Genomic DNA, 21,171 nt, shown 5'->3' with positions numbered 1-21,171 from the left:
CTCCCGCTGGTGGACGGCCAGGACGGTCCCCCCGACCGGCGCGAGGACCGGCCTCCCGAACCCGGGGAAGACCTCCGGCGCCTCCGGGCGGACCAGGGACCGCCACGACAGCGGTGCACTGCGCGAGTGGTCGTCGAGCGGGACGAAGTCGATGGCGTGGGACGTGGCGAACAGGGTCGTCCCGTGGCTGGGGACACGGTCGGCGGGGCTGTTCCGGACGAGCCAACGCCCGGTGAAGGGATACTCCAGGTCGATGGACGGCTCCATTCCCCCACCTCCGTGGCCGTGTGGACCGGGTCGGCTCCCCTCCGCTGACCTCAGCCCAGGTGGAGGCGCAGCGTGACGACGGTGCCGCCCTCGTCCCCGGGCTCCCACTCGATGGTCCCGTGGAGTTCGCCGTGCACCATCTGGTTGACGATCTGCGTGCCCAACCCGCTCATCGGAGTGCCCGGCTCGAAGCCCACCCCGTAGTCGATGACCCGCACCACCAGGGCCCCGTCCTCGTCGTGGTGGGCGTCGATCTGGACGACGCCGTCACGCCCGGCCAGGCCGTGCTCGACCGCGTTGGCCACCAGCTCGTTGAGGACCGTGGCGAGGGCCTGGGCGTAGTCGGCGCCGACCATGCCGAACTTGCCCGTCGTCACCACGTCCACCGAGTGGTCGGTGGTCGCCACCGCCCCCGACAGGCGCAGGATGGAACGGGCGACCTCGTCGAAGTCGACCTCCTCCTCGACGTTCTGGGAGAGGGCCTCGTGCACCGTCGCGATGGCCTGGACGCGCCGACCCGCCTCGGCCAGTGCGGCACGGACCTCCTCGGAGTCGCTGCGCCGTGCCTGGAGGCGCAGGAGTGCGGAGACGGTCTGGAGGTTGTTCTTGACGCGGTGGTGGATCTCCCGGATCGTCGCGTCCTTGGTCATCAGCTCCTGCTCGCGCCGGCGGACCTCGGAGACGTCGCGGGTGAGGATCACCGCACCCAGGCGGGTGCGTCCGTCGCGCAGGGGCAGGGCACGCATCGTCACCGTGGAGGCATGGGCGGAGATCTCCACGCGCCAGGACGCCCGGCCCATGACCACCACGGCCAGCGTCTCCTCGACCATCTCCTCGTCCGAGACGACGTCGGTGATGTACTCCGCCAGCACGTGGCCACGCACGGAGGACCTGATGCCGAGGCGACGCAGGCAGGACACGGCGTTGGGGGTGATCTCCTGGACCACTCCCTCCTCGTCCAGGAGGATCGCCCCGTCGAGTACGCGGGGCACACCGTGGGAGGTGACCGTCGGTGTGGAGTCGTAGGGGTACTCACCGCGCGTGACCATCTGGCACAGGACGTCGGCGGCCGCCTGCGTCCACCCGTGCGCACCGAGGGACAGCCGTGGGGAGGAGATGTTGGACTCGCGGGTGAGGACCGCGATGACACGACCCTCGTGGACGACCGGGACGCAGGTCTCCATCATGGAGTAGGTGCCCGCCCAGCGGGCAGCGGCCGGGCGGATCACGCTGCGCGTGGCCACCGCCCGGTGCAGCTCGGCCTCACGGGCCGCGGGCAGGTAGAGCCCGATGATGTCGTCGAGGTGGACGGTGGCGGAGGTGGCCGGTCGGCAGTGCGCCACGGCCACGAACCGGCCGTCGTCCGCGGGCAGCCACAACACCAGGTCCGCGGCCGCGAGGTCGGCGAGGACCTGCCAGTCGGCCAGGAGCAGGTGAAGCCAGTCGATGTCGGACTCCGACAGTGCGGCGGCGGATGCCTCCTCCGCGAGTTGCATCAGGCTTCGCATGCACCCACTGTAGTGCGGCGGGCCGCACGCCCCGGGCCACGCCCGTCCCACCGGGCCCGCTCCTCCCCACGGGGCCACGCCCGTCCCACCGGGCCCCGGCCCTCCCCACGGGCAGGCCGACACGGTATCGTCCGACACAGGACCATCCGTCCCCGACCCGGCCCAGGAGGTCGACATGCGCATCAAGGACTCCTACACCTACCCCGCTCCCCTCGACCGCATCGGCGCGATGTACGCCGACCCCGAGTACACCAGGTCCCGCCTCGACATCCGCGGCGTGGTGGACCCCCGGGTGGAGGTCACGGAGGACGGGGGCGTCACCACCATCACCGTGAACGCCTCCGTCGACACCGACATGCTCCCCGCGGCCGCCCGCCGTTTCGTGCGCTCAGGCCTGAGCGTCTCCGTCGTGGAGACCTGGGCGCCCGCCCAGGGGACCACCCGGCGCGGCACCACCGAGGTCCACGTCAAGGGCGCCCCGGTCACGCTGCGCGCCACCTCGGTGCTCACCGGTGACTCGGGCACCACCACGCGCACCGTCGACGCCGACCTCACCGTCTCGATCCCCCTGATGGGACGCCGCATCGAGCAGCAGGCCCAGAGCCACGTCCACGCCCTCTTCGCCCGCGAGTTGGAGGCCGCCCGGACCTGGCTGGACGCCCACCCCGCCGAGTGAGGGCGCGGGGTCCCTCCCGCCGTTCACGCGCGTCCACTCCCTGCGCCCTCGCGCGCCCACGGTGGGACCCTGGGCGACAATGGACCCATGAAGATCACACCGAAGGACTCCTCCCCCACGGCGGAGGGCGGCCCGACCCCTCCCCTCTTCCTCGAACGACAGGGCACCCGCCAGTACGTGGCGCGAAACGCCCGTGGAGCCGAGCTGCTCCTGGGTGACGGACCCGGGCGCTTCTCCCCCGGCGACCTCCTGAAGATCGCGCTGGCCGGGTGCAATGCGATGTCCTCCGACCGTCGCCTCGAGAACGTGCTGGGTGAGGACTTCGCCCAGGTCGTGGGTGTCTCCGGGGCGTACGACAAGGAGGCGGACCGCTTCGACTCCTTCCAGGTCGAGCTGGTCCAGGACCTCTCCTCACTGGACGAGTCCGCCCGCGCCGACCTCGAACGACGCGCGGAGGCTGCCATCGACCGCAACTGCACCATCGGCCACACCCTGGTGCGCGGGACGCCCTACACGAAGACCTTCACCAGCGAACCAGCGTCTGACGGGGACTGAGCCCGTGGAGCGCCGACGGATCCGCGACCTCGTCCACGTGCCCGCCCGTGTGCACGTGGACGTGCCGGGGACGTGGCGTCACGCCGTCGACGTCCCCCGCTCCGCCAGCCTGCGGTCCGCCAACCGGCTGCGAGCTGACCACCCCGGGGCCACCCCCGCCCAACTGGTGGAGATCGCGACCCGTCGCTTCATCCGCCGCGTCGGTGTGGAGAGCGGCGCAGTCGGTGCGGCCGCCGCCTGGCCGGGCATCGGCACCGCCGCCTCCGCGACCGCGTCGGGGGCACAGCTGGCCGCCTTCGTCTCCGAGGCCGCCCACTACACCCTCGTCGTCGCCCACCTCCACGGGATCGACCTGCGCGACCCCGCCAAGCGCACGTCCCTGGTGCTGGCGGTGCTGACGGGACGCCGGGGCGCGGAGTACATCTCCGCCCAACTGGGCATCGAGACCGCGGCGTGGTTCCGCAACTCCTTCCTGAACCTGCGCTCCGCCTCCGCCCACCAGTTCAACCACCTGATGACGAGGTGGATGCGCTCGAGGATCGCCTCCAAGGCCACGACCACCACCCTGGGGCGGATGCTGCCCTTCGGGGTGGGCGCGGCCGTGGGGTGGAGCATCGGGCGCACCATGGCCCACCACGTCGTCGAGGGCGTGCAGGTCGCGCTCGGGCCCGTCCCCATTGACGAGGGCGACCCGCGCATCGTCGACGTCCAACTGGAGGACACCGAGGGCGCCCCCACGGTGCCCATCGAGAACCTGCACGCCCCACGAGCGCACGGGCACGGGCACGGGACGGCGGAACCCGGCGGGCCGGACACACCCGGCGCCTGAGACCCCGCGGGGCCGGAGGGGCGGCGGACCCGGCACGCGCGCAATACCGGGCGTCCGGGACCCGGCGCGGCCGGAGGGGCAGCGGACCCGGCACACCGGGAACACCGGACGTCAGGGACCCGTCGGGCCGGACGGGCGGCGCGCTCGCGCGGGAGGGCACCCCTTGGCACACTGGACCCGCCGCCGGACACGCGGCGACAGAGGAGGAAACGTGGAAGAGGCAGTGGTGGACCGTCAGTACGAGGACCTCCTGGCCCGGGTCATGACCGAGGGCACCCCCAAGGGCGACCGCACCGGGACCGGCACCCGCTCACAGTTCGGCGCCCAGCTGCGCTACGACCTCTCCCGCGGGTTCCCCCTCATCACCACCAAACGGGTGCACCTGAGGTCCGTGGTCGGGGAGCTGCTGTGGTTCCTGCGCGGGGACTCCAACGTCCACTGGCTGCAGGAGCACGGCATCCGCATCTGGAACGAGTGGGCCCGCGAGGACGGCGACCTCGGACCGGTCTACGGGGTCCAGTGGCGTTCCTGGGACGCGGGGGACGGACGCCACATCGACCAGATCTCCCAGGTCCTGGAGACCCTGCGCACCAACCCGGACTCCCGACGCATGGTGGTCTCCGCCTGGAACGTGGGGAGCCTGCCGGACATGGCACTGGAGCCGTGCCACGCCTTCTTCCAGCTCTATGTGGCCGACGGCCGCCTGAGCCTCCAGCTCTACCAGCGCAGCGCCGACATGTTCCTGGGGGTGCCCTTCAACATCGCCTCCTACGCGCTGCTCACCCACATGTTCGCCCAGCAGGCGGACCTGGAGGTCGGGGACTTCATCTGGACGGGCGGGGACTGCCACGTCTACGACAACCACGTCGAGCAGGTCCGCGAGCAGCTCTCGCGCGAGCCCTACCCCTTCCCCCGACTCGAGCTGCACCGGGCTGCGTCGATGTTCGACTACGACTTCCCCGACATCGAGGTCGTCGACTACCGCCACCACCCCACGATCAAGGCGCCGGTGGCGGTGTGAGCGCGGACGACCGACCCGTCCTGGCCTCCATCTGGGCCCAGGACCGCACCGGGGTCCTCGGCACCGGCACGGGGATGCTGTGGCACGTGCCGGGCGACTTCGCCCACTTCCGCGCGGCGACCCTGGGGTGCCCGGTGATCATGGGACGCGCCTCCTGGGAGTCCCTCGGTGCGCCGCTCCCCGACCGGCCCAACATCGTCATCACCTCGAACGGCTCCTACCGCGCCCCGGGGGCGTCGGTCGTCACCTCCGTGGCGGAGGCGATCGAACTCGGGCGGCAACTCGCACTCGCCAGCGGTGCCCCCACCGTGTGGGTGACCGGGGGCGGGCGGGTCTACGCCGAGACCATGGACCTCGTCGAGGAACTGGTGGTCACCGACCTGGACCTCGACGTCCTGGCCGGCGGCCACCCGGGCCACGTGGTGCGCGCTCCCGAGATCGACCCCGCCGTGTGGGTGGTCGACCCCGCCCGCTCCGATGCCGACTGGCGGCCCGTCTCCGGGGACGCCCGCTGGCGCGTCACCACCTGGGTCCGACGCCCCTGACCCCACCACGGCGTCGGATGCGGTCCGCGGGGGCGGACCTCAGGCGGGGTCACCCTCCGCCGCGACGGCCCCACGGTCGCCCGCCTCGGCCGTGACCAGCTCCGGTGCGGTGAGCAGGCGCGGTGCCTGGTCGATCGTGCGCGGGGTGGGGATGACCGTGGACTCGTCCAGGGTCCCCAGCTTCCGGGCCGTCACCAGGACACGCTTCTCCAGGGACCCCGCGAACGAGTTCCAGGCGCCCACCGACTTCTCCAGGCTGGAGCGCATGGCCTCCGCGTACCCCGCGATCCTGGAGATCCTCGAGTACAGCTCACGGGACAGGTCGAAGAGCTCCTTGGCCTGGTCGGTGAGCACCTCCTGCTGCCAGGCGTAGGCGACGGTCCTCATCACCGACCACAGGGTGACCGGGGAGGCCAGGGCGACGCGCTTCTGGAAGGCGTGGTCGAGCAGGGACGGGTCCGCCTCCAGGGCTGCCGAGAGCAGTGACTCCGAGGGGACGAAGGCGATGACGAAGTCGGGGCTGGCGTCCAGGGCCTCCCAGTAGCTCCGCTTCGCGAGGGCATCGACGTGACCGCGCAGCGCCTTGACGTGGGCGGCCATGAGCTCGGAGCGGCGGCGCCCCTCCTCACCCTCGGCGTTGGCGGGGATCTCCATGGCCCGGATGTAGGAGTCGAAGGGGACCTTCGCGTCGATGGGCAGCGACTTCCCGCCGGGCAGGTGCAGCACCATGTCGGGGCGCCTGCGGCCCTCCTCCGTGGAGACCGAGGACTGCACGTCGAAGTCGACATGCTCGACCAGGCCCGCGGACTCCACGATGTTGCGCAGCTGGGCCTCGCCCCAGGCCCCCCGCACCGAGGTGTTGCGCAGCGCCGCCTCCAGGGCCGAGGTCGTGGCCCGCAGCTGCCGGTCCGCCTCACGCGCCCGGGCCAGCTGCTCCCCCAGTGCGCCGTACTGGCTCTGCCGTTCGCTCTCCATCCGCGTCACCGCGGTCTGGACGGCGTTGAGACGGTCACGCACGGGGGCCAGGGCCTCCAGGACCCGCCCTCGTTCCTCCTCCTCCCGGTGCCGGCGCGCGGCGGCGTCCTGCTGCTCCTGCTCCCGCACGCGGGCCTGCTCAGCGATCCGCCCCTCCAGGTCACGGCGCTGCTCGTCGAGGCGGCGCTGGGCGTCCGCCCTCGTCGACTCCAGGAGGGCGGCGGACTCGCGCCGCTGGAGCTCGTACTGCTCGACGCGCTCGCGCCACAGGACCTCGCTGCGCCCGCGCTCCTGTTCGAGCACCTCGATGCGCGCCCGGGCCCCGGCGAGTGCGGAGGACAGTTCCGGTGCGGCCCCCGTCCGCAGCACCCTCCCGGCCGCCAGCCAGCCCAGCACCGCGCCGAGCACCACTCCTGCACACACCGCCGCCACGATCATCCATGTCATGCGGGCAGGCTACGGGGTACCACCGGCATCTGCGTCCCGCCGCGCGACGTGACCGCTCGCCGGAGGCCCCGCCGTGGCACACCGGGAGACCGCCGGGCTGCGGATGGGGGCCGGACCGCGCATTCCGGGGTCCTGCGTCCCCGCGCTCCCGCAGCCCCGTCGACGAGGGCGACACCTCAGCCCTGCACCTGGGAACGACCCCACTGGTGCTCGTCGACGGATGATAGGTAAGCTATTACCTATCCGGGTGCCGCAACCAGCTCGGGGCATCGGGGAGGGAGGGGGACGGGATGGAACTCAGCGAACGTGTCAGGGACCTGGATCCCGAGCACCTGGTCTTCGGGGGCGTCTTCGCCGTGGCGAACCGCCTGCAGAGGACCCTTGACTCCCTCCTGCCCGGACTCACCGCCAAGCAGTGGTGGCTGCTGGTGATCCTGTCCCTCTTCGAGGAACCGCCCACCATCTCCGAACTTGCCCGGACCGCCGACACCTCACACCAGAACACCCGTCAGCTCCTGGACCGGCTCGAGGAGAAGGGATTCGTCCACCTCCTCCCGGACGCGCAGGATGCACGCGCGCTGCGCGTCCACTCCGACGGGCGCGTCGATGAGTGGGGACGGGAGACCGCGGGACAGGCACAGGAGTTCATGGAGGCCATGTACTCCCGACTCAGCCGCGAGGATCTGGCGCAGCTGGGCCGATCGCTCCTGGCAGTCCACACAGCGCTGGGGGAGCTGGAGCGGCACGGCACCGGCTCCCACACGGTGTCAGTCCGTGGCGCCGACACGGCTCCCGCCCTCACGACCACCTCCGGAAGGCCATCATGAAGTCCGCCATCGTCTTCGCCAGCAAACACGGCACCACCGCCGAGATCGCCCACCGGATCGCCCGGGAGCTGGGCACCGGGCATCCTGGGGACCCGACCCCCGGGCACGCCGGCGAGGCCACGCCCTCCCCCTCCACCCCGGACACCGACACCCCTGCGGACCAGGACGTCACCGTCCTCGACCTCGCCGACGGCACCCGGCACCCGGCTCCCGGCACCCGGCACCCGGCACCCGGCACCCGGGCGGGACCTTGGACCCAGACAAGCACTCCCCGGGCCCACCTGCACAAACGCCCACCCCGCTGCACGGACACCCACCGACGGCCACCTCACGCCGCACACCCTTGCACTCCTAGTCTGGTGGGGACAGCAATGACGCTCGACACTCCGAGGACCGATGGCCCACTCCACTGCCGGCCACTCCGTGGCCGCTTCCCGCCCGAACCCCCAACGCCTCCGCAGGCCCCATGCCCTCGCGGCCCTGATCCTCACCACGACGGCCACGCTCCTGGCCGGCTGCGGTTCCTCGGGAGGTGAGGGAGGCGGCAGCGCCCACGGCGGCGAGGCCTCCCTGGAACTCCCCGACCTCTCCCCCGTCACCCTCGCCTCCGGCATCTCCGGGCGCGCCCTCCTCCTGGTGGGCCTGGGCGTGTGCGTGCTGGGACTGGTCTTCGGCCTGGTGACCTACGTGCAGCTCAAGCACCTGCCGGTCCACAAGTCGATGCTCCAGGTCTCGGAGCTCATCTACTCCACCTGCAAGGCCTACCTGGTCAAGCAGGGGCGCTTCCTCATGCTCCTGTGGGTCTTCATCACCGCGGTCATCGTCATCTACTACCGGTTCCTCATCGGCTTCACCTGGGGCCGCACGCTCACCGTCATCGCCTTCTCCCTGCTGGGCATGGGCGGCTCCTACGCCGTGGCCTGGTTCGGGATCCGCGTCAACACCTTCGCCAACTCCCGCACCGCCTACGCCTCCCTGCGCGGCAGGCCCCTGGACATCCACCGCATCCCCATGAAGTCGGGCATGTCCATCGGCATGGTGCTGATCTCCCTGGAACTGGTGATGATGCTCGTCATCCTCCTGTTCCTGCCCGCCGACGTGGCCGGGGCCTGCTTCATCGGCTTCGCGATCGGCGAGTCCCTGGGTGCCTCCGCCCTGCGCATCGCGGGCGGCATCTTCACCAAGATCGCCGACATCGGCTCCGACCTCATGAAGATCGTCTTCAAGATCGACGAGGACGACCCCCGCAACCCCGGCGTCATCGCCGACTGCACGGGTGACAACGCGGGAGACTCGGTGGGACCGAGCGCGGACGGCTTCGAAACCTACGGGGTCACCGGCGTCGCCCTCGTCACCTTCATCCTCCTGGCGGTCCACGACCCCTCGCTGCAGGCGACCCTGCTGGTGTGGATCTTCGTGGTGCGCGCCGCCATGATCATCGCCTCCGCCCTCGCCTACGCGGTCAACGCCCGCTGGGCGGTGGCCAAGTGGGGCAACGCGAAGCGGATGAACTTCGAGTCCCCCCTGTCCTCCCTGGTGTGGTTGACCTCCGCCCTGTGCATCGTCATCACCTTCGCGACCACGTGGTTCGTCCTCGGCGACGTCGAGGGCACCCTCTGGCTGCGCCTGGCCACGATCATCACCTGCGGCACCCTGGCCGGGGCGCTGATCCCCGAACTCGTCAAGGTCTTCACCTCCACCAAGTCCCGCCACGTGCGCGAGACGGTCAAGAGTTCGCGCCAGGGCGGGGCCTCGCTGAACATCCTCTCCGGTGTGGTGGCCGGCAACTTCTCCGCCTTCTGGCTGGGCATCACGATCGTGGGCCTGATGGGGGTCGCCTACCTGATCTCCCTGGGAGGCCTGGGCGACGTCATGCTGGCCCCGGCGGTCTTCGCCTTCGGCCTGGTCGCCTTCGGCTTCCTCGGCATGGGCCCGGTGACCATCGCCGTGGACTCCTACGGGCCAGTCACCGACAACGCCCAGTCCGTCTACGAGCTCTCCCGCATCGAGCACGTCGAGGACATCGACGCCCAGCTCACCTCTGACCTCGGCATGCCACCCCAGTGGGAGACCGCCAAGCAGATGCTGGAGGAGAACGACGGGGCCGGGAACACCTTCAAGGCCACGGCCAAGCCCGTCCTCATCGGCACGGCGGTCGTGGGCGCCACCACGATGATCTTCTCCATCATCATCGGTCTCACCGACGGCCTGACCGGGGATGTCGAGAACCTCTCGATCATGCACGCCCCCTTCCTGCTGGGGCTCATCACGGGTGGCGCGATCATCTACTGGTTCTCCGGGGCCTCCGTCCAGGCGGTCACGACGGGTGCCTACCGGGCGGTGGAGTTCATCAAGCGGACCATCCGCCTGGAGCCCGGCCAGGAGCGCGCCAGCGACGCGGACTCCCGCAAGGTGGTGGAGATCTGCACCCAGTACGCCCAGCAGGGCATGCTGCAGATCTTCCTCGCGGTGTTCTTCGCGACCCTGTCCTTCGCCTTCGTGGAGCCCTACTTCTTCATCGGCTACCTGATCTCCATCGCGATCTTCGGCCTGTACCAGGCCATCTACATGGCGAACGCGGGCGGAGCTTGGGACAATGCCAAGAAGGTCGTCGAGGTCGACCTCCACGCGAAGGGCACACCCCTCCACGACGCCACGATCGTCGGCGACACGGTGGGTGACCCCTTCAAGGACACGTCCTCGGTGGCCCTCAACCCGATCATCAAGTTCACGACGCTGTTCGGACTGCTCGCCGTCGAGCTGGCCGTCAGTCTCACGGGTCAGGGGCTGGGCACCCTGGTCCACGTCCTCGCGGCCGCGTTCTTCCTGGTCGCCGCCTACTTCATCCACCGTTCGTTCTACGGGATGCGCATCCAGACCGGCATCTCCGAGGACGCCGAGGACAACACCGAGGAACCGATGGGAGTCACATCATGAGGATCGCCATCAAGCGCGACGCCACCATCGTCGACGAGGACGGACACGTCACCGGGCACGACGCCGGTGCCACCCTGGTCCGCCGACTCCTGAGGCTCTTCCCCAACTCGATGCTCGTCGGGCCCGGCGCCCGGCACTGCGAGGGATTCGACCTGGTCCCCCTGGAGTTCATCGACCCCGAGGAGACGGTCGTCATCAACATGGACGTCGTGGACTCCCTGGGGGTGCGGAACACGCTGTTCCACACCAGCGGGGGCGCCCACCCCAGGATCATGAACTTCGTGTGGTGGCCGACGTCCTCACTGGTGGAGGAGGTCCAGCTGGCCAGCTTCGCCCTTTCCTGCGCACTCTTCCCGACCTTCGCCAACTCCGAGCGCACCGCCACGGAGGTCCGCGAGGAGGTGGCCAAGTGGACGGTGGGACGCCTCTCGGAGAAGGCGAAGCTGGCGTGGGTGAACCTGGGCTTCCGCCTCGAGCACGTCCAGCCGCGTGAGGAGCCCGAGGTGCCGGTGGTCCTCTACCCGGCCATCTACCTCTCGGAGCGCAAGGGCCCCCAGGAGTTCATGGCGATCGTCGACGAGGTCCACCGTCGTACCCCCCTCGAGGTGGAGATGCGTCTGCACGAGTCGCACCTCGTCAGCGAACCCGCCATGGAGATCTCCCGGCGCAACTGGGTGTGGGTGGGACCGTTGACGGCCTCCCGCACGTCCTACTGGCACGCCCTGGCCCACACCACGGCCTTCGTGGCCACCGCCACGGACGAGTCCTACGGGTTGTCCTACGTGGAGGCGATGGGCGCCGGAGCCATCGGGATCCTGCCCGACCGGATGTGGGCGCGCGCCCTCGTGCCCGCACACTACCCGTTCCTCTACCGCACCCGGGAGGAGGCGGAGGACCTCCTGGAGCGCGCCGTCACGGACACCGCGGCCTGCCGTGCGGAGCTGGACGCCCTGGTGGGCGGCAGCTTCGTGGAGTGGATCCAGCACCGTCACAGTGACGACGCCTTCGACCGCGAGATCCGCGAGCGCGTCCACACGTGGTTCGGGGAGTGAGGCGGGGCCACCGGGCAACTGACGACCACATCGTCTGAGGGGGGCGGGGCGCTGGTGCGCCCCGCCCCCCTCCTCTTCCGTCCACGTCGGTCGCCTCACCTCGACCTCGGCACCTTGGCCCTCAGGTTCGCGGTCGAGGGTGCGGGATTGTTGGCGTACCACAGGATGATGTCCAGAGCCCTCAGCGGCGTGATCGGGACACGGGATTCGGTCTTCTCGACGGCCCTCTCCAGGCGTTCGTGGAGGGGCATCTGCTCACCCTGGTACGTGACGTTCTCGAGCATCAGAGCTCGCGCACGCAGCCAGTGGCCCTCCCCGCTGCGGGGAAGGCCCAGGGCCGTTGTCACCACGCCGTCCGAGATCGGGATGAGGCCCGGCCTCTTCCTCGCCATGAGCTTGCTGACCAGTGTCGGCCCCATTCCGTCCCTCTCACCGGTCACCTTGCTCTGCTTCCCGTCGTACCGGAGCGGCGCCCCGGCATTCCTCCGCAGGAGGTTCCACAGACACGACAAGGGCGCGCCCTCGTCGGTCAGCTGGTCCTCATCGACCTCCCAGATCGGTGTCTCCGGCCCCGGAGCTCTCCTGAGGAGTGCTTTGATGATCTTCGCCTCGTCCTCGAGGATCCGTTTGACTGCCCTGGCCGGAACCTTCACCGACAGCATCTGGACGGCGAGCAGGTCCTCGGACGTGACCCGACACGAGCCGACCCCCAGGTTCCTCTTCTGTCCAAGGGAATCAAACAGGTGTCCGTCGAAGTTCCTGCAATAGTCCCGAAGGAGGTTGTCGGCGTATGTCTCGTCGTCCTCATGCCGGAAGATCTCCGGGACCCGCAGTTCAGCACTTCTCGTCATCCGCGCATCGTCTCACCCGGGCAGGCTGGATTTCTCCACCACTGAGCCCTGTCCTGCACGGAAAGATGGGAGAGGCCCCTTCTCCCGTCCGCCGCGAAGTCCTCAGTCCTCCGTCGTGTCCCGCTTCCTCTGGAGGTAGGAGAGGAATGCGCCTGCCAGCCCGGTGAACAGCCACACGATGACCGCGGCGATCAGCCAGGTCGAGATCCGGTTCACCGAGACCCCGCCCGGCACGAGCGCCACCACGAGGAGCGAGACCAGGGTCGAGATGATGCCGACCCCACCCTCGAGGGCGGGGACGTGCTTCCCGATGAGCCGGGAGACCAGCGGTGCGAGCAACGCCTGGACGATCGTGAAGGTGATGACGGCGAAGACGAACGCCCCGAGCTGGACCTTGAACCCGGGAACGAGCAGGACCGCGACACCCAGACCGATCGCCGCGCTCGCCAACGTCACACCGATACGGATGAGGAAGCGTGGCATGGGAGGACCTTTCGTCGTGCGCGGGTCGTCTGGACCCGGCTCCCGGTCCCGGCAGGGGTGCCGGGTCCGCAGCGCCCCGGGGAGCACCTGTGCACCATTGTGCTCGACGTGTGGGGTCTTTCGTGTCAGCCACGACCACCGCGGGGGCCGACCACCGCGTGCCCGTCCGCCCGTCCGCCCGTCCGCCCTGCACTAGCGTGGGCACCGACTTCGTGTCTCCGGGAAGGACCTGACCGTGGAGCTCCCCCTCTGCCTCGCCGACCGCATCGCCCTGCGGGCGCAGCGCGCGCCGGGCGCCGCGCGGATCCCGGCGGACATCTCCTTCGCAGAGGTCCCGGCACGCACCCACCGGGTCAGGGTCCCCACCCGTCTGGGCCCCGTCGACGCGACCGTCCACCAGCCCGCTGGGGGTCCCGGCAGCGGGGGCGTCTACGTCAACCTCCACGGGGGCGGATTCGTCCTGCGTCACCCCGAGCAGGACGATCCCCTGTGCCGCTACCTCGCAGCCCACGCGGGGGTGACCGTGCTCAACGTCGACTACGGGACCGCACCCCAGCTCCGCTTCCCCGGTGCCGTGGCGCAGGCCCACGACGTCGCCGTGTGGGCCGCCTCCCCCGACCGCCCCTGGGACGGGACGCGCCTGGTGGTGGGCGGACAGTCGGCGGGCGGCGCACTCGCTGCGGGTGTGTCCCGCCTGGCGTTGGAGGAGGGCGGGCCGGACATCTCCCTCCAGGTCCTCATGTACCCGCCCCTGGACCTGACCGTTCCGTCGTGGACGAAGAGGGCGCCGGGCACCGAGGCCCTGCTGGTGTGGATGGGACCGGTCTTCGACCGCGCCTACTGCCCTGATCCCCACAGGCGCCGCCACCGACTCGCCTCACCGGCCTCGGGCTGGGACACCGCCTCACTGGCGGGCATCGCGCCGGGCCTCGTCGTCACCGCGCAGAGGGACATCCTGCGCGCCGAGGGCACCCGCTATGCCACCCGCCTGGAGGAGGCCGGCGCGCTCGTCGCCCACGTCGACGTGGACGGGGTCGGGCACGGCTTCAACATCCTCGGCGCGCCCCGCAGCGTCGTCCAACCCGTCTACGACCGCATCGTCGAGGAGACCCTCCGGGCGCTCTCCTGACCGTCGGCACCCACCACCCCGGAACCCACCACCTGCGGCACCCACCACCTGCGGCACCGCCCAGCGATCCGGGCTCCCCCGGCAGGGCGTCGCCCTCGTGCGCGCACCCCTTCCGACAGGACGCCGCCCGTACGCGCGACAACCGCTGCAGGGTGCCGCCGCCGCGCGCGAGGACCTCAGTCGTCGGTGCGCCCCATCGCGCGCCCCTGCACCCAGTACGCCTGGTGCTGGATCGCCCCGCGAGGCACGCCGGCATCCAGGAGTGCCCGACGCACGCGTCGTGTGGGGGTGGACTCCAGCGCGACCCAGGCCCAGTCGGGCGCCCCCGTCGCGACCAGCCCGGAGACCACGTCCACCAGCGCGTCGGTCCCGCGGTCCGGGTGGACCCGCGTCACCGGCCCGCGGACCTCCCCGAGTGGCAGCCACTGGTCCTCCGGGGCCCGGACGACCACCTCCGCCGTGCACGAGGAGTGCGCCGCCGCGAGTGCGTCGGCGATGGCGGGGACGGAGGCCGGGTCACCGACCAGCAGGAGCCTGGTCCCGGCCACGGGTGGGCAGTACCTGGTCCCGCCGTAGAGCTGGGCGGAGACGGTTCCCCCCGGTGTCAGCGCCAGCGCCCAGCGCGAGGCGGGACCGGCGGGTTCGTGGTGGAGGAGGTAGATGGTCGCCTCCGCCGCGTCGTGGTCCATCCCCACGAGCGTGTAGCCCCGCTGGTGTTCCCTGTCCCCCTCGGGGATCCACAGTCGCACCCAGACGGTGGGGGGAAGCTCCCGGGTCCGGCCGTGTCCCAGGAGGTCCTCGTTGTGCACGCGGACCCGCGTGTAGTCCCCCGCCGGAGCGACGTCGAGGATGTCGAGTTCGAACTCGGGGGCGCGCAGCACGTTCAGGACGGCCCCCTGGTAGCCGCGACCCATCTCCACTCCGATCTGAGGTGAGGCTCACCTTCCCTGGTGGGGATTGTCGCAGGTGCGCCGCCCCGGGTCCAGACCCCACCCCTCGCCGAAGTCCGCTCTGTTCCGGGGTCGAAGTCCGCCCTGTTCTGGGCATGAGGTCCGCTCCCGTGGAGCGACCCCGAGCCCTGGTCCATCCACCCGACGCATGTCGGATCCCGGACGTCCGCGCCTTCCCCACTCCGGTCGCCCTCGCGCGGGTGACCGCGACTCGCGGCCCGGCCCAAGGGGGGCCACGCGGTACGCACGGGCCGCTGCCCACCGCCGACGCGGTGCGCATCGGGAGCCTGCAGACGCACCGGCGGCGGATCAGAAGGCGGAGAGGACGACTCCGGTCGTCAGGGCACGGTCGGATGCCGCGTTCACCAGACGGCGCACGGAGTCGTAGGGTCCCTCGGCCAACAGTGGCTCACCCTGGGACGTGTCACCCGACCAGCGCAGGACCAAGGAGGGGGCAGGGGTGAACTCCTCACCCGGCCCCATGATGATCACGGCCGCGGCGTGGACGCGGGGGTCGTCCTCGCTGCGGACGACGACCTCGCGCACGGAGGCGAGCCGCTCCACCGAGCGCGCCAGCTGTCGGCACCTGCGCTCCGAGGCCCGGAACGTCAGCGTCACGTCGGCCATCCCGGCCCCCGGCACCCCCGTGGCGATGGAGTCGACGTTGACGCCGCGCGTGGAGAAGACGCCGGCGAGCTGGGTGACCACGCCCGAGCGGTCGGCGGTGCGTACGACGACGACCCACCCGGGGTCCTGGTCGACCTCCCCGGCGGCACCGCCGGAGGGGTCCGCGGAGGGGACAGCGGTCCGAACGGTCTCAGGGCTGTCGGAACCGGTGGCGGGTCGCGGCTCGGTCTCAGACATGGGCCACCTCCTGCAGGTAGGGGTCGCACAGCTGCCGGATGTGGGCGCTGGTGGCGGCCAGGAGCCTCTCCTCGTCCGGGGCCAGGTCCGTCAGGAGCGCCCGTGACCATCCCTCCGGGCCGAGGACCACCGGAACCCCCAGGACCCCGGTGACGGGCTGTCCCTCCAGGGTGACCTCCCCCTCCAGTGGCACCTGCCCGGCCACGACGATCTCGCGTCCGTCCATGAGGGTCGCCACGAGTTCCACCGTGGCATTGGCCGTGCCCACCGCGGTGCGGGCCCCGGACTGGTGCGTCATCCACGCCCCCACCACCATGCGCAGGTCGGGGGGCAGGGTCTCCACGAGGTCGAAGGCCGCGGCCACGTCCTCGCTCGCCACGTCACGCAACCGGGTCTGGGCGGCGGCGATCTCCTCGGAGAAGGTGTCGAGCGACCTCGGGCCGCGGATCCGGCGCACGGCCGCGGCCCGCTCGGGCACGTCCAGCCCCGCGACGCGCACCGAGGACCACAGCGGCACCACGCCGTTGCCGTGCTGGCCCGCGGCGAAACCGGAGATGCGGTGGCGGCGCATGCCGAGGGAGCCCGCGATCTCGCGGCGCAGGCGCAGGGTGTCCAGCCAGGCGCCCATCCCGATGACCTGGTGGCGGTCGAGGACCTGCGCCATCATGGCAACCCCGAGCTCGACGGGGTTGGTGACCATGATGACCACCTCACGCCCGGAGGCGTGCTCGGCGAAGGCCTGCGCGTAGGAGGCGAACACGCGCGCGTTGGTGGCGGCGAGGGCGTCGCGGTCCGCCGAGGCACCGGGCCTGGGCGGGGCGGTGGCACCGGCGGCGAAGACGACCACGTCGGCGACGACCTCGCTGGGGTCCAGGGCCACGTCGATCATGGGGGCGACCTCGTCGTAGGCGTCGAGGAGGTCCGCGCGGAACCCGTGGACCGCGGGCCCCGAACTCCCCCCGGCGCGCCCCACCAGTTGGAGGCGTGACGAGGGCGGGAGCACCTGCCGTTCGATGAGCTGGATGCAGACCTCCCGCCCGACTGCTCCGGTCGCACCGATCACTGCCACATCCATGTACAGCACTATAGGTCCGTTTGGTCATTTCTTGGTATGTGGGCGGGGTCGGCCCCCCGCCGCCAACTTGCATACCGTGCAGCCATGGACGTCGCGCGGGCGGGACCCTGCACCGCCGCGCGCGCCCGGGTCTGCAACGCGCCACCGTGGTCGCGGGGAACTCGGTGGTCGCGCTGCTCGGGGCGGGCATCCTCCTCGACGCGCTGGGGTGAGGAGCGCCCGCGTCCCGCGGTGGGGTCAGTCGCGTCCCTCGAGGGCGGAGGCGAACTCCCCGGCGAAGCGGTCGACGCGGTCCCAGTCGGTGTAGACCTCGTGGACGGTGGGATCGGTGGGCTTGCCGGTTCGGCTCATGATCAGCTGGATGAGGCGGCGGTCGACGGGGTTGTACCTGGGGTAGTCGAGCTCACCGGCGAAGACCTCCCGCACCGTGGGCTGCCAGGGGGTGCGCTCGAGGAACTTGCGGGTGTAGGCGTTGGTGTCCACCCGGTCCTTGCCCGGTTTGGTGGCCACGAGGTTCACCCCGAAGAAGGCGCTCGGCATGCCCGAGAGCACCTCGACGTTGCGCTCCGCGAAGCGCCACAGGGACCTCGAGAAGTACCCGTAGCGCACGGAGGCCCCGACCAGGACCGCCCGGTGCCGCGCGGGGTCGATGCTCGTGTTCCGTCCCAGTTCCTGCAGGTCGACGGAGTGGCCGGTATCCCCGAGGCGGTCCGCGACCCGCTGGGCGATGCGGGTCGTGTGGCCGAAGCGGCTGGAGTGCAGGACGAGGATGTCCACGGTGTCGTTCCAATCCCTGGGTGGGTCCGCGCCGGGCTGGTCGCGCCCGTCAATGGTAGGCGGGGCCGCGCCACCCCAGTCGCGACGCCGTGTCACCTCATCCGGGGCCGCGCCCGCACTCCGGGGCGGTCCCTGGACTCACTGGTAGAGGCGCAACCCCGTCGGCGTCAGTGAGAAGCCCGCCTCCCGCAGCAGGTCCTCCACGGGGGTGCGGTGCACGGGTTCGCCGCTCACCGTCTCCACGGTGACCGGGGTCAGGCCCCCGCGCCGGATGGCCTCCACCCACGCCCGGCAGGCGGGCGCCAGGTCCGCGTGGTCCTCGCTGAGGGCCAGCAGCGCCCGTCCCCCACCCGGGGCCCACAGCACGGCCCGCCCGCCGCGCAGGACCACCCAGGACCCGGCCCTGCGGGTGGGGGTCCCGTGCGAGGGCGCCTCCGTGGAGCCCTCCGTGTCGAGGGGCGCACCACCGCCCGACTGCCCGTCCGACGGGCGTGGACCGGTTCCAGCGGGGCCGAGGCGCACCACCTGTGGCCAGTCCAGGACGGATCCGAAGGGGTTGGCCGGGTCCAGGCAGGACAGGGCCACGGTCTCCGCCTCGCCGTGGCTCCCCTCGAATCCCCTGAGCCGGTCCACCGCGCCCCGGTCGGCGAACTGGGCACCGCCCAGGCCCGCCACGAAGTGCCCGCGCAGCACCCGTCCCCCGTCCTCGAGGACGCGCAGGACCGGGAGCACGGCGCTGAAGCCACCCGGGACGCCCTCGTCGGCGACGGCCCCACGGGAGAGGACGCCGTGGCGCGCCACGAGCGTCTCCGCCCGTGCCAGGGCGCGCTCCGTCGGGGGTACTCCCCCGCGGTCCAGCAGCGACCAGCGTCCTCCCAGCCGCGCCTGGACGGGGGCCCGCGGACCCGGCGCGCGCCGCAGACCCGTGCGGGGACGCATCCGCGCCCTGGGCGCCGGTGTCGCCCGGACGGCCCGCGCCCGTGCGCTGCCCCCGCCCCCCAACAGGGCGCGGACGGGCGCGTAGGTGTCGTTGGTGACCAGTCCCTGCCACACGAGTTCCCACAGTTCGTCCCCGACCTCCGCCGAGGAGGGCGCGAGGACCCCGCCCACCCGGTCGATCACCAGGTGGCGCAGCTGGTCGACGAAGTAGCCACCCCCGTCGCCCAGGACATCGAGCATCGCCGAGCGCAGGTCCGGGACCGCCCCGTCGGGTTCCGGCCCGTTGGTCGCCGAGCCGGGAATGGGCGCACCGGCCCCGCCGAAGGGCTCGGGGAGGACGTCCTCCGCCAGCTCCGCCGGGGCGAAGGCGATGAGTCCGTCATCCGCACCCAGGCGTCCGGCCCCGCACCACACGACCTCGCCGGTGGCGGTCAACTGGTCCAGCAGCGCCCCGTGGTAGCCGGGAACCCTGGCGGGCAGGACCTGCGACTCCCACACGGAGGCCGGCAGGGCCAGTCCGGCCAGTTGGTCGAGGGCACGCAGGACGCCCTCGACGCCCTCGGCCCCCACGCCCGTCGCGCCCACGCCGTGCCAGTCCTGGAGGAAGCGGACGAAGGCCGCCGGTGCCACCGGGCGGGTCGCCTCACGCGCCGCAGCGAGGGAGCGCAGGCGCAGGGTGCGCAGCACCTCGGTGCCGATCCACTCGTGCCCGCCACGGGGGTCGACCGGTGCGCCCTCCTCCCCCGCGCCCGTTCCTGCACCCGCACGCCCGCCAGCACCGGTCCCGGCGCCCGCACCCGCGTCGTCGGCGGCACCTGCATCATCTGCCCCATGCCCGTCCACTCGCGCCCCGGCACCCGCACCGGCCCCGGCACCGACACCCGCGCCGAATCGGCCCCGCACCACGCGGTCGCGCCGCCGCAGGTCCTCGAGCACCGGGTCGACCACCGCGACACCCACACCGAAGCGCTGCGTCAGGGAGGCGGTGGTGAACGCCGTGTGCGTGCGCGCATGTCTCCGCACGAGGTCGCCGAGCGGGTCCTCCACCGGTTCGAGGAACACTGCGTCGACGCCCGCGGGCAGCGCGACCCCCAGGGCGTCGCGCATGCGGGCGGCGTCCTCCACGGCCACCCACACCCGGCGGGCCCCCAGCCCCACCAACAGGGCCCGCCCCTGGGCGGCGAGGTCCTCCAGGTGGGTGCGCACCCCGGCAGGGTCCTCGCTGCGGGCGGCGACCTCCGCGGCATCCAGGGGGCCGAGCTCCCGCAACAGGTCCGCCACGCCTTCCACCCCGCGGGCTTGGCGCCCGGGTGCGGTGCGCTGCAGCTCGGCTCCCAGCTGTGCGGCGACGTCGGGGTCCAGCAGGGAGGCAATGTCGACCTCGCCGAGGAGGTCGGCGAGGAGGGCGGTGTCCAGCGACAGCAGTGAGGCTCGCCGCTCGGCCAGGGGCTGGTCGTCGTCGTAGAGGTTGGCGCCGACGTACCCGAAGAGCAGGGTCGAGGCGAAGGGCGAGGGGACGGCCGTCTCCACCTCGGCCATGCCCACCGCACCCGAGTCCAGGGCGCGCAGCAGGTCCGCCAGGGCATCGAGGTCGTAGACATCGGCGAGGCACTCCCGGGCCGTCTCCAGCAGGATCGGGAAATCCGGATGGGCGCTCGCCACGGACAGCAGCTGCGCGGCGCGCTGGCGTTGCTGCCACAGGGGCGAACGCCTGCCGGGGTTGCGCCGCGGCAGGAGCAGGGCGCGCGCCGCGCACTCCCGGAAACGGGCAGCGAACAGGGCGGAGTGGCCCACCGCGTCCACGACCACCCGGCGCATGACGTCGGCGTCGAAGCGGAACACCTCCGCTCCGGGCGGGCGTCCCGTGGAGTCGGGCAGGCGCACCACGATCCCGTCGTCGGCGGCCATGGCACGGGCGTCCAGGCCGCGCTCGCGCTGGAGGCGCTCGGAGACGGCCAGCGCCCAGGGGGCGTGCACCCGCCGCCCGTAGGGCGAGTGGAGCACGAGGCGCCAGTCCCCCACCTCGTCGCGGCAGCGTTCCACGACCAGCGTGGTGTCGGTGGGCAGGACGCCGGTGGCACGGCGCTGCTCCTCCAGGAGGGCGAGCAGGTTCCGCACGGCACTGTCGTCGAGGCCGTCCTCCCGGAGACGTTCCTCCACCCCACCCTGCACACGGTCGGCGACCGACCCGGAGGCGTGTTCGTCCCCCTGTCGACCGGGCTGGTCCGGTCCGCCCTCGCCGGGATGCCCACCGGATCGGCTCGGAGGGGCCTTGGGCACCGGACCACGCGCGGCCCCACCCGACCCCCGTCCCGTCCCGGCCGTCGCGCGACGAACGACCCCACCCGCGCGCCCGACGCTCCGCGGGACGGCCCGGGCCCGTCCCCGTCGCCACGAAGGGACGAGACGTCGTCCGGGCGGCCCGGTCGCGGGCGACGACGGACCACGCGGTCGTTCGTTGATC

The 21,171-nt window shown here is 71.9% G+C and carries 18 protein-coding genes and 1 pseudogene; 9 read left to right on the top strand and 10 right to left on the bottom strand.

Annotated elements, in window-relative coordinates; genetic code table 11:
• A pseudogene (locus tag TA90_RS12220) lies at positions 1–267 on the bottom strand (hypothetical protein); the annotation flags it as partial.
• Positions 268–317: 50 nt separating this feature from the next.
• Entirely contained in the window at positions 318–1,775 is a 1,458-nt protein-coding gene (locus TA90_RS12215; protein WP_043536845.1) for a sensor histidine kinase, read from the bottom strand.
• 175 nt (positions 1,776–1,950) lie between these two features.
• Between TA90_RS12215 and TA90_RS12210 the strand changes: the two genes are divergently transcribed.
• From TA90_RS12210 to TA90_RS12190, 5 genes are all read left to right on the top strand, one after another.
• Positions 1,951–2,451 carry a DUF2505 domain-containing protein gene (locus TA90_RS12210; RefSeq protein ID WP_043536843.1) on the top strand — a complete coding sequence of 167 codons (501 nt, stop codon included), beginning with the start codon at positions 1,951–1,953 and terminating at the stop codon, positions 2,449–2,451.
• A gap of 87 nt (positions 2,452–2,538) precedes the next feature.
• The gene (locus tag TA90_RS12205; RefSeq protein WP_043536841.1) at positions 2,539–3,006 is read left to right on the top strand and encodes an OsmC family protein; all 468 of its coding nucleotides are present in this window, start codon (positions 2,539–2,541) and stop codon (positions 3,004–3,006) included.
• 4 nt (positions 3,007–3,010) lie between these two features.
• Entirely contained in the window at positions 3,011–3,835 is an 825-nt protein-coding gene (locus TA90_RS12200) for a hypothetical protein (protein ID WP_052450861.1), read from the top strand.
• 262 nt (positions 3,836–4,097) lie between these two features.
• Positions 4,098–4,856 (top strand): thymidylate synthase, encoded by a 759-nt coding sequence (locus TA90_RS12195; RefSeq protein WP_052450863.1) that lies wholly within the window; start codon positions 4,098–4,100, stop codon positions 4,854–4,856.
• The gene (locus TA90_RS12190) at positions 4,853–5,401 is read left to right on the top strand and encodes a dihydrofolate reductase (protein ID WP_269420070.1); all 549 of its coding nucleotides are present in this window, start codon (positions 4,853–4,855) and stop codon (positions 5,399–5,401) included. The genes TA90_RS12195 and TA90_RS12190 overlap by 4 nt, the downstream gene beginning before the upstream one ends.
• A gap of 39 nt (positions 5,402–5,440) precedes the next feature.
• Here TA90_RS12190 and rmuC read toward each other — a convergent pair whose 3' ends face one another.
• Positions 5,441–6,823 carry a DNA recombination protein RmuC gene (gene rmuC / locus TA90_RS12185; RefSeq protein ID WP_052450860.1) on the bottom strand — a complete coding sequence of 461 codons (1,383 nt, stop codon included), beginning with the start codon at positions 6,821–6,823 and terminating at the stop codon, positions 5,441–5,443.
• A gap of 290 nt (positions 6,824–7,113) precedes the next feature.
• On the opposite strand from rmuC, the gene TA90_RS12180 reads away from it, so the two are divergent.
• The 3 genes from TA90_RS12180 to TA90_RS12165 all read left to right on the top strand — a co-directional run bounded on the left by TA90_RS12180 (position 7,114) and on the right by TA90_RS12165 (position 11,639).
• Positions 7,114–7,650 carry a MarR family winged helix-turn-helix transcriptional regulator gene (locus tag TA90_RS12180; RefSeq protein WP_043536838.1) on the top strand — a complete coding sequence of 179 codons (537 nt, stop codon included), beginning with the start codon at positions 7,114–7,116 and terminating at the stop codon, positions 7,648–7,650.
• A 396-nt stretch (positions 7,651–8,046) separates the two neighbouring features.
• Positions 8,047–10,587: a sodium-translocating pyrophosphatase gene (locus TA90_RS12170; protein WP_082031687.1), complete on the top strand. Its 2,541-nt coding sequence runs from the start codon at positions 8,047–8,049 to the stop codon at positions 10,585–10,587.
• Entirely contained in the window at positions 10,584–11,639 is a 1,056-nt protein-coding gene (locus TA90_RS12165) for a glycosyltransferase (RefSeq protein ID WP_043536834.1), read from the top strand. The genes TA90_RS12170 and TA90_RS12165 overlap by 4 nt, the downstream gene beginning before the upstream one ends.
• A 95-nt stretch (positions 11,640–11,734) precedes the next feature.
• On the opposite strand, the gene TA90_RS13460 is transcribed toward TA90_RS12165, so the two are convergent.
• Together TA90_RS13460 and TA90_RS12155 are read right to left on the bottom strand one after the other, a co-directional pair.
• Complete coding sequence (locus TA90_RS13460) at positions 11,735–12,490, bottom strand: DUF6308 family protein (protein ID WP_052450859.1); 756 nt, start codon at positions 12,488–12,490, stop codon at positions 11,735–11,737.
• A 102-nt stretch (positions 12,491–12,592) separates the two neighbouring features.
• The gene (locus TA90_RS12155) at positions 12,593–12,973 is read right to left on the bottom strand and encodes a phage holin family protein (protein ID WP_043536832.1); all 381 of its coding nucleotides are present in this window, start codon (positions 12,971–12,973) and stop codon (positions 12,593–12,595) included.
• Positions 12,974–13,208: 235 nt separating this feature from the next.
• Between TA90_RS12155 and TA90_RS12150 the strand changes: the two genes are divergently transcribed.
• Positions 13,209–14,102, top strand: coding sequence for an alpha/beta hydrolase (locus TA90_RS12150; RefSeq protein ID WP_043536831.1), 894 nt, complete (start codon positions 13,209–13,211; stop codon positions 14,100–14,102).
• A 176-nt stretch (positions 14,103–14,278) separates the two neighbouring features.
• Here the strand turns inward: TA90_RS12150 and TA90_RS12145 are convergent, their stop codons facing one another.
• The 5 genes from TA90_RS12145 to TA90_RS15315 form a co-directional block, all read right to left on the bottom strand.
• Entirely contained in the window at positions 14,279–15,016 is a 738-nt protein-coding gene (locus TA90_RS12145) for a siderophore-interacting protein (protein WP_043536853.1), read from the bottom strand.
• Between the two features lie 345 nt (positions 15,017–15,361).
• Entirely contained in the window at positions 15,362–15,916 is a 555-nt protein-coding gene (locus TA90_RS12140; RefSeq protein WP_043536829.1) for an ACT domain-containing protein, read from the bottom strand.
• Positions 15,909–16,991, bottom strand: a complete 1,083-nt coding sequence (locus TA90_RS12135; RefSeq protein WP_043536851.1) for a lactate/malate family dehydrogenase — start codon at positions 16,989–16,991, stop codon at positions 15,909–15,911. Before TA90_RS12135 ends, TA90_RS12140 begins: the two co-directional genes overlap by 8 nt.
• Positions 16,992–17,228: 237 nt before the next feature.
• Positions 17,229–17,768, bottom strand: a complete 540-nt coding sequence (hemG, locus tag TA90_RS12130) for a menaquinone-dependent protoporphyrinogen IX dehydrogenase (protein ID WP_043536828.1) — start codon at positions 17,766–17,768, stop codon at positions 17,229–17,231.
• 138 nt (positions 17,769–17,906) lie between these two features.
• On the bottom strand, positions 17,907–20,867 hold the full coding sequence (locus tag TA90_RS15315; RefSeq protein WP_197067903.1) for an Lhr family ATP-dependent helicase: 2,961 nt from the start codon (positions 20,865–20,867) through the stop codon (positions 17,907–17,909).
• Positions 20,868–21,171: the final 304 nt, after the last annotated feature.

It is taken from the genome of Actinomyces polynesiensis (assembly GCF_000820725.1).
Classification (GTDB): domain Bacteria; phylum Actinomycetota; class Actinomycetes; order Actinomycetales; family Actinomycetaceae; genus Pauljensenia; species Pauljensenia polynesiensis.
This window is presented reverse-complemented; position numbering and strand designations above follow the sequence as displayed.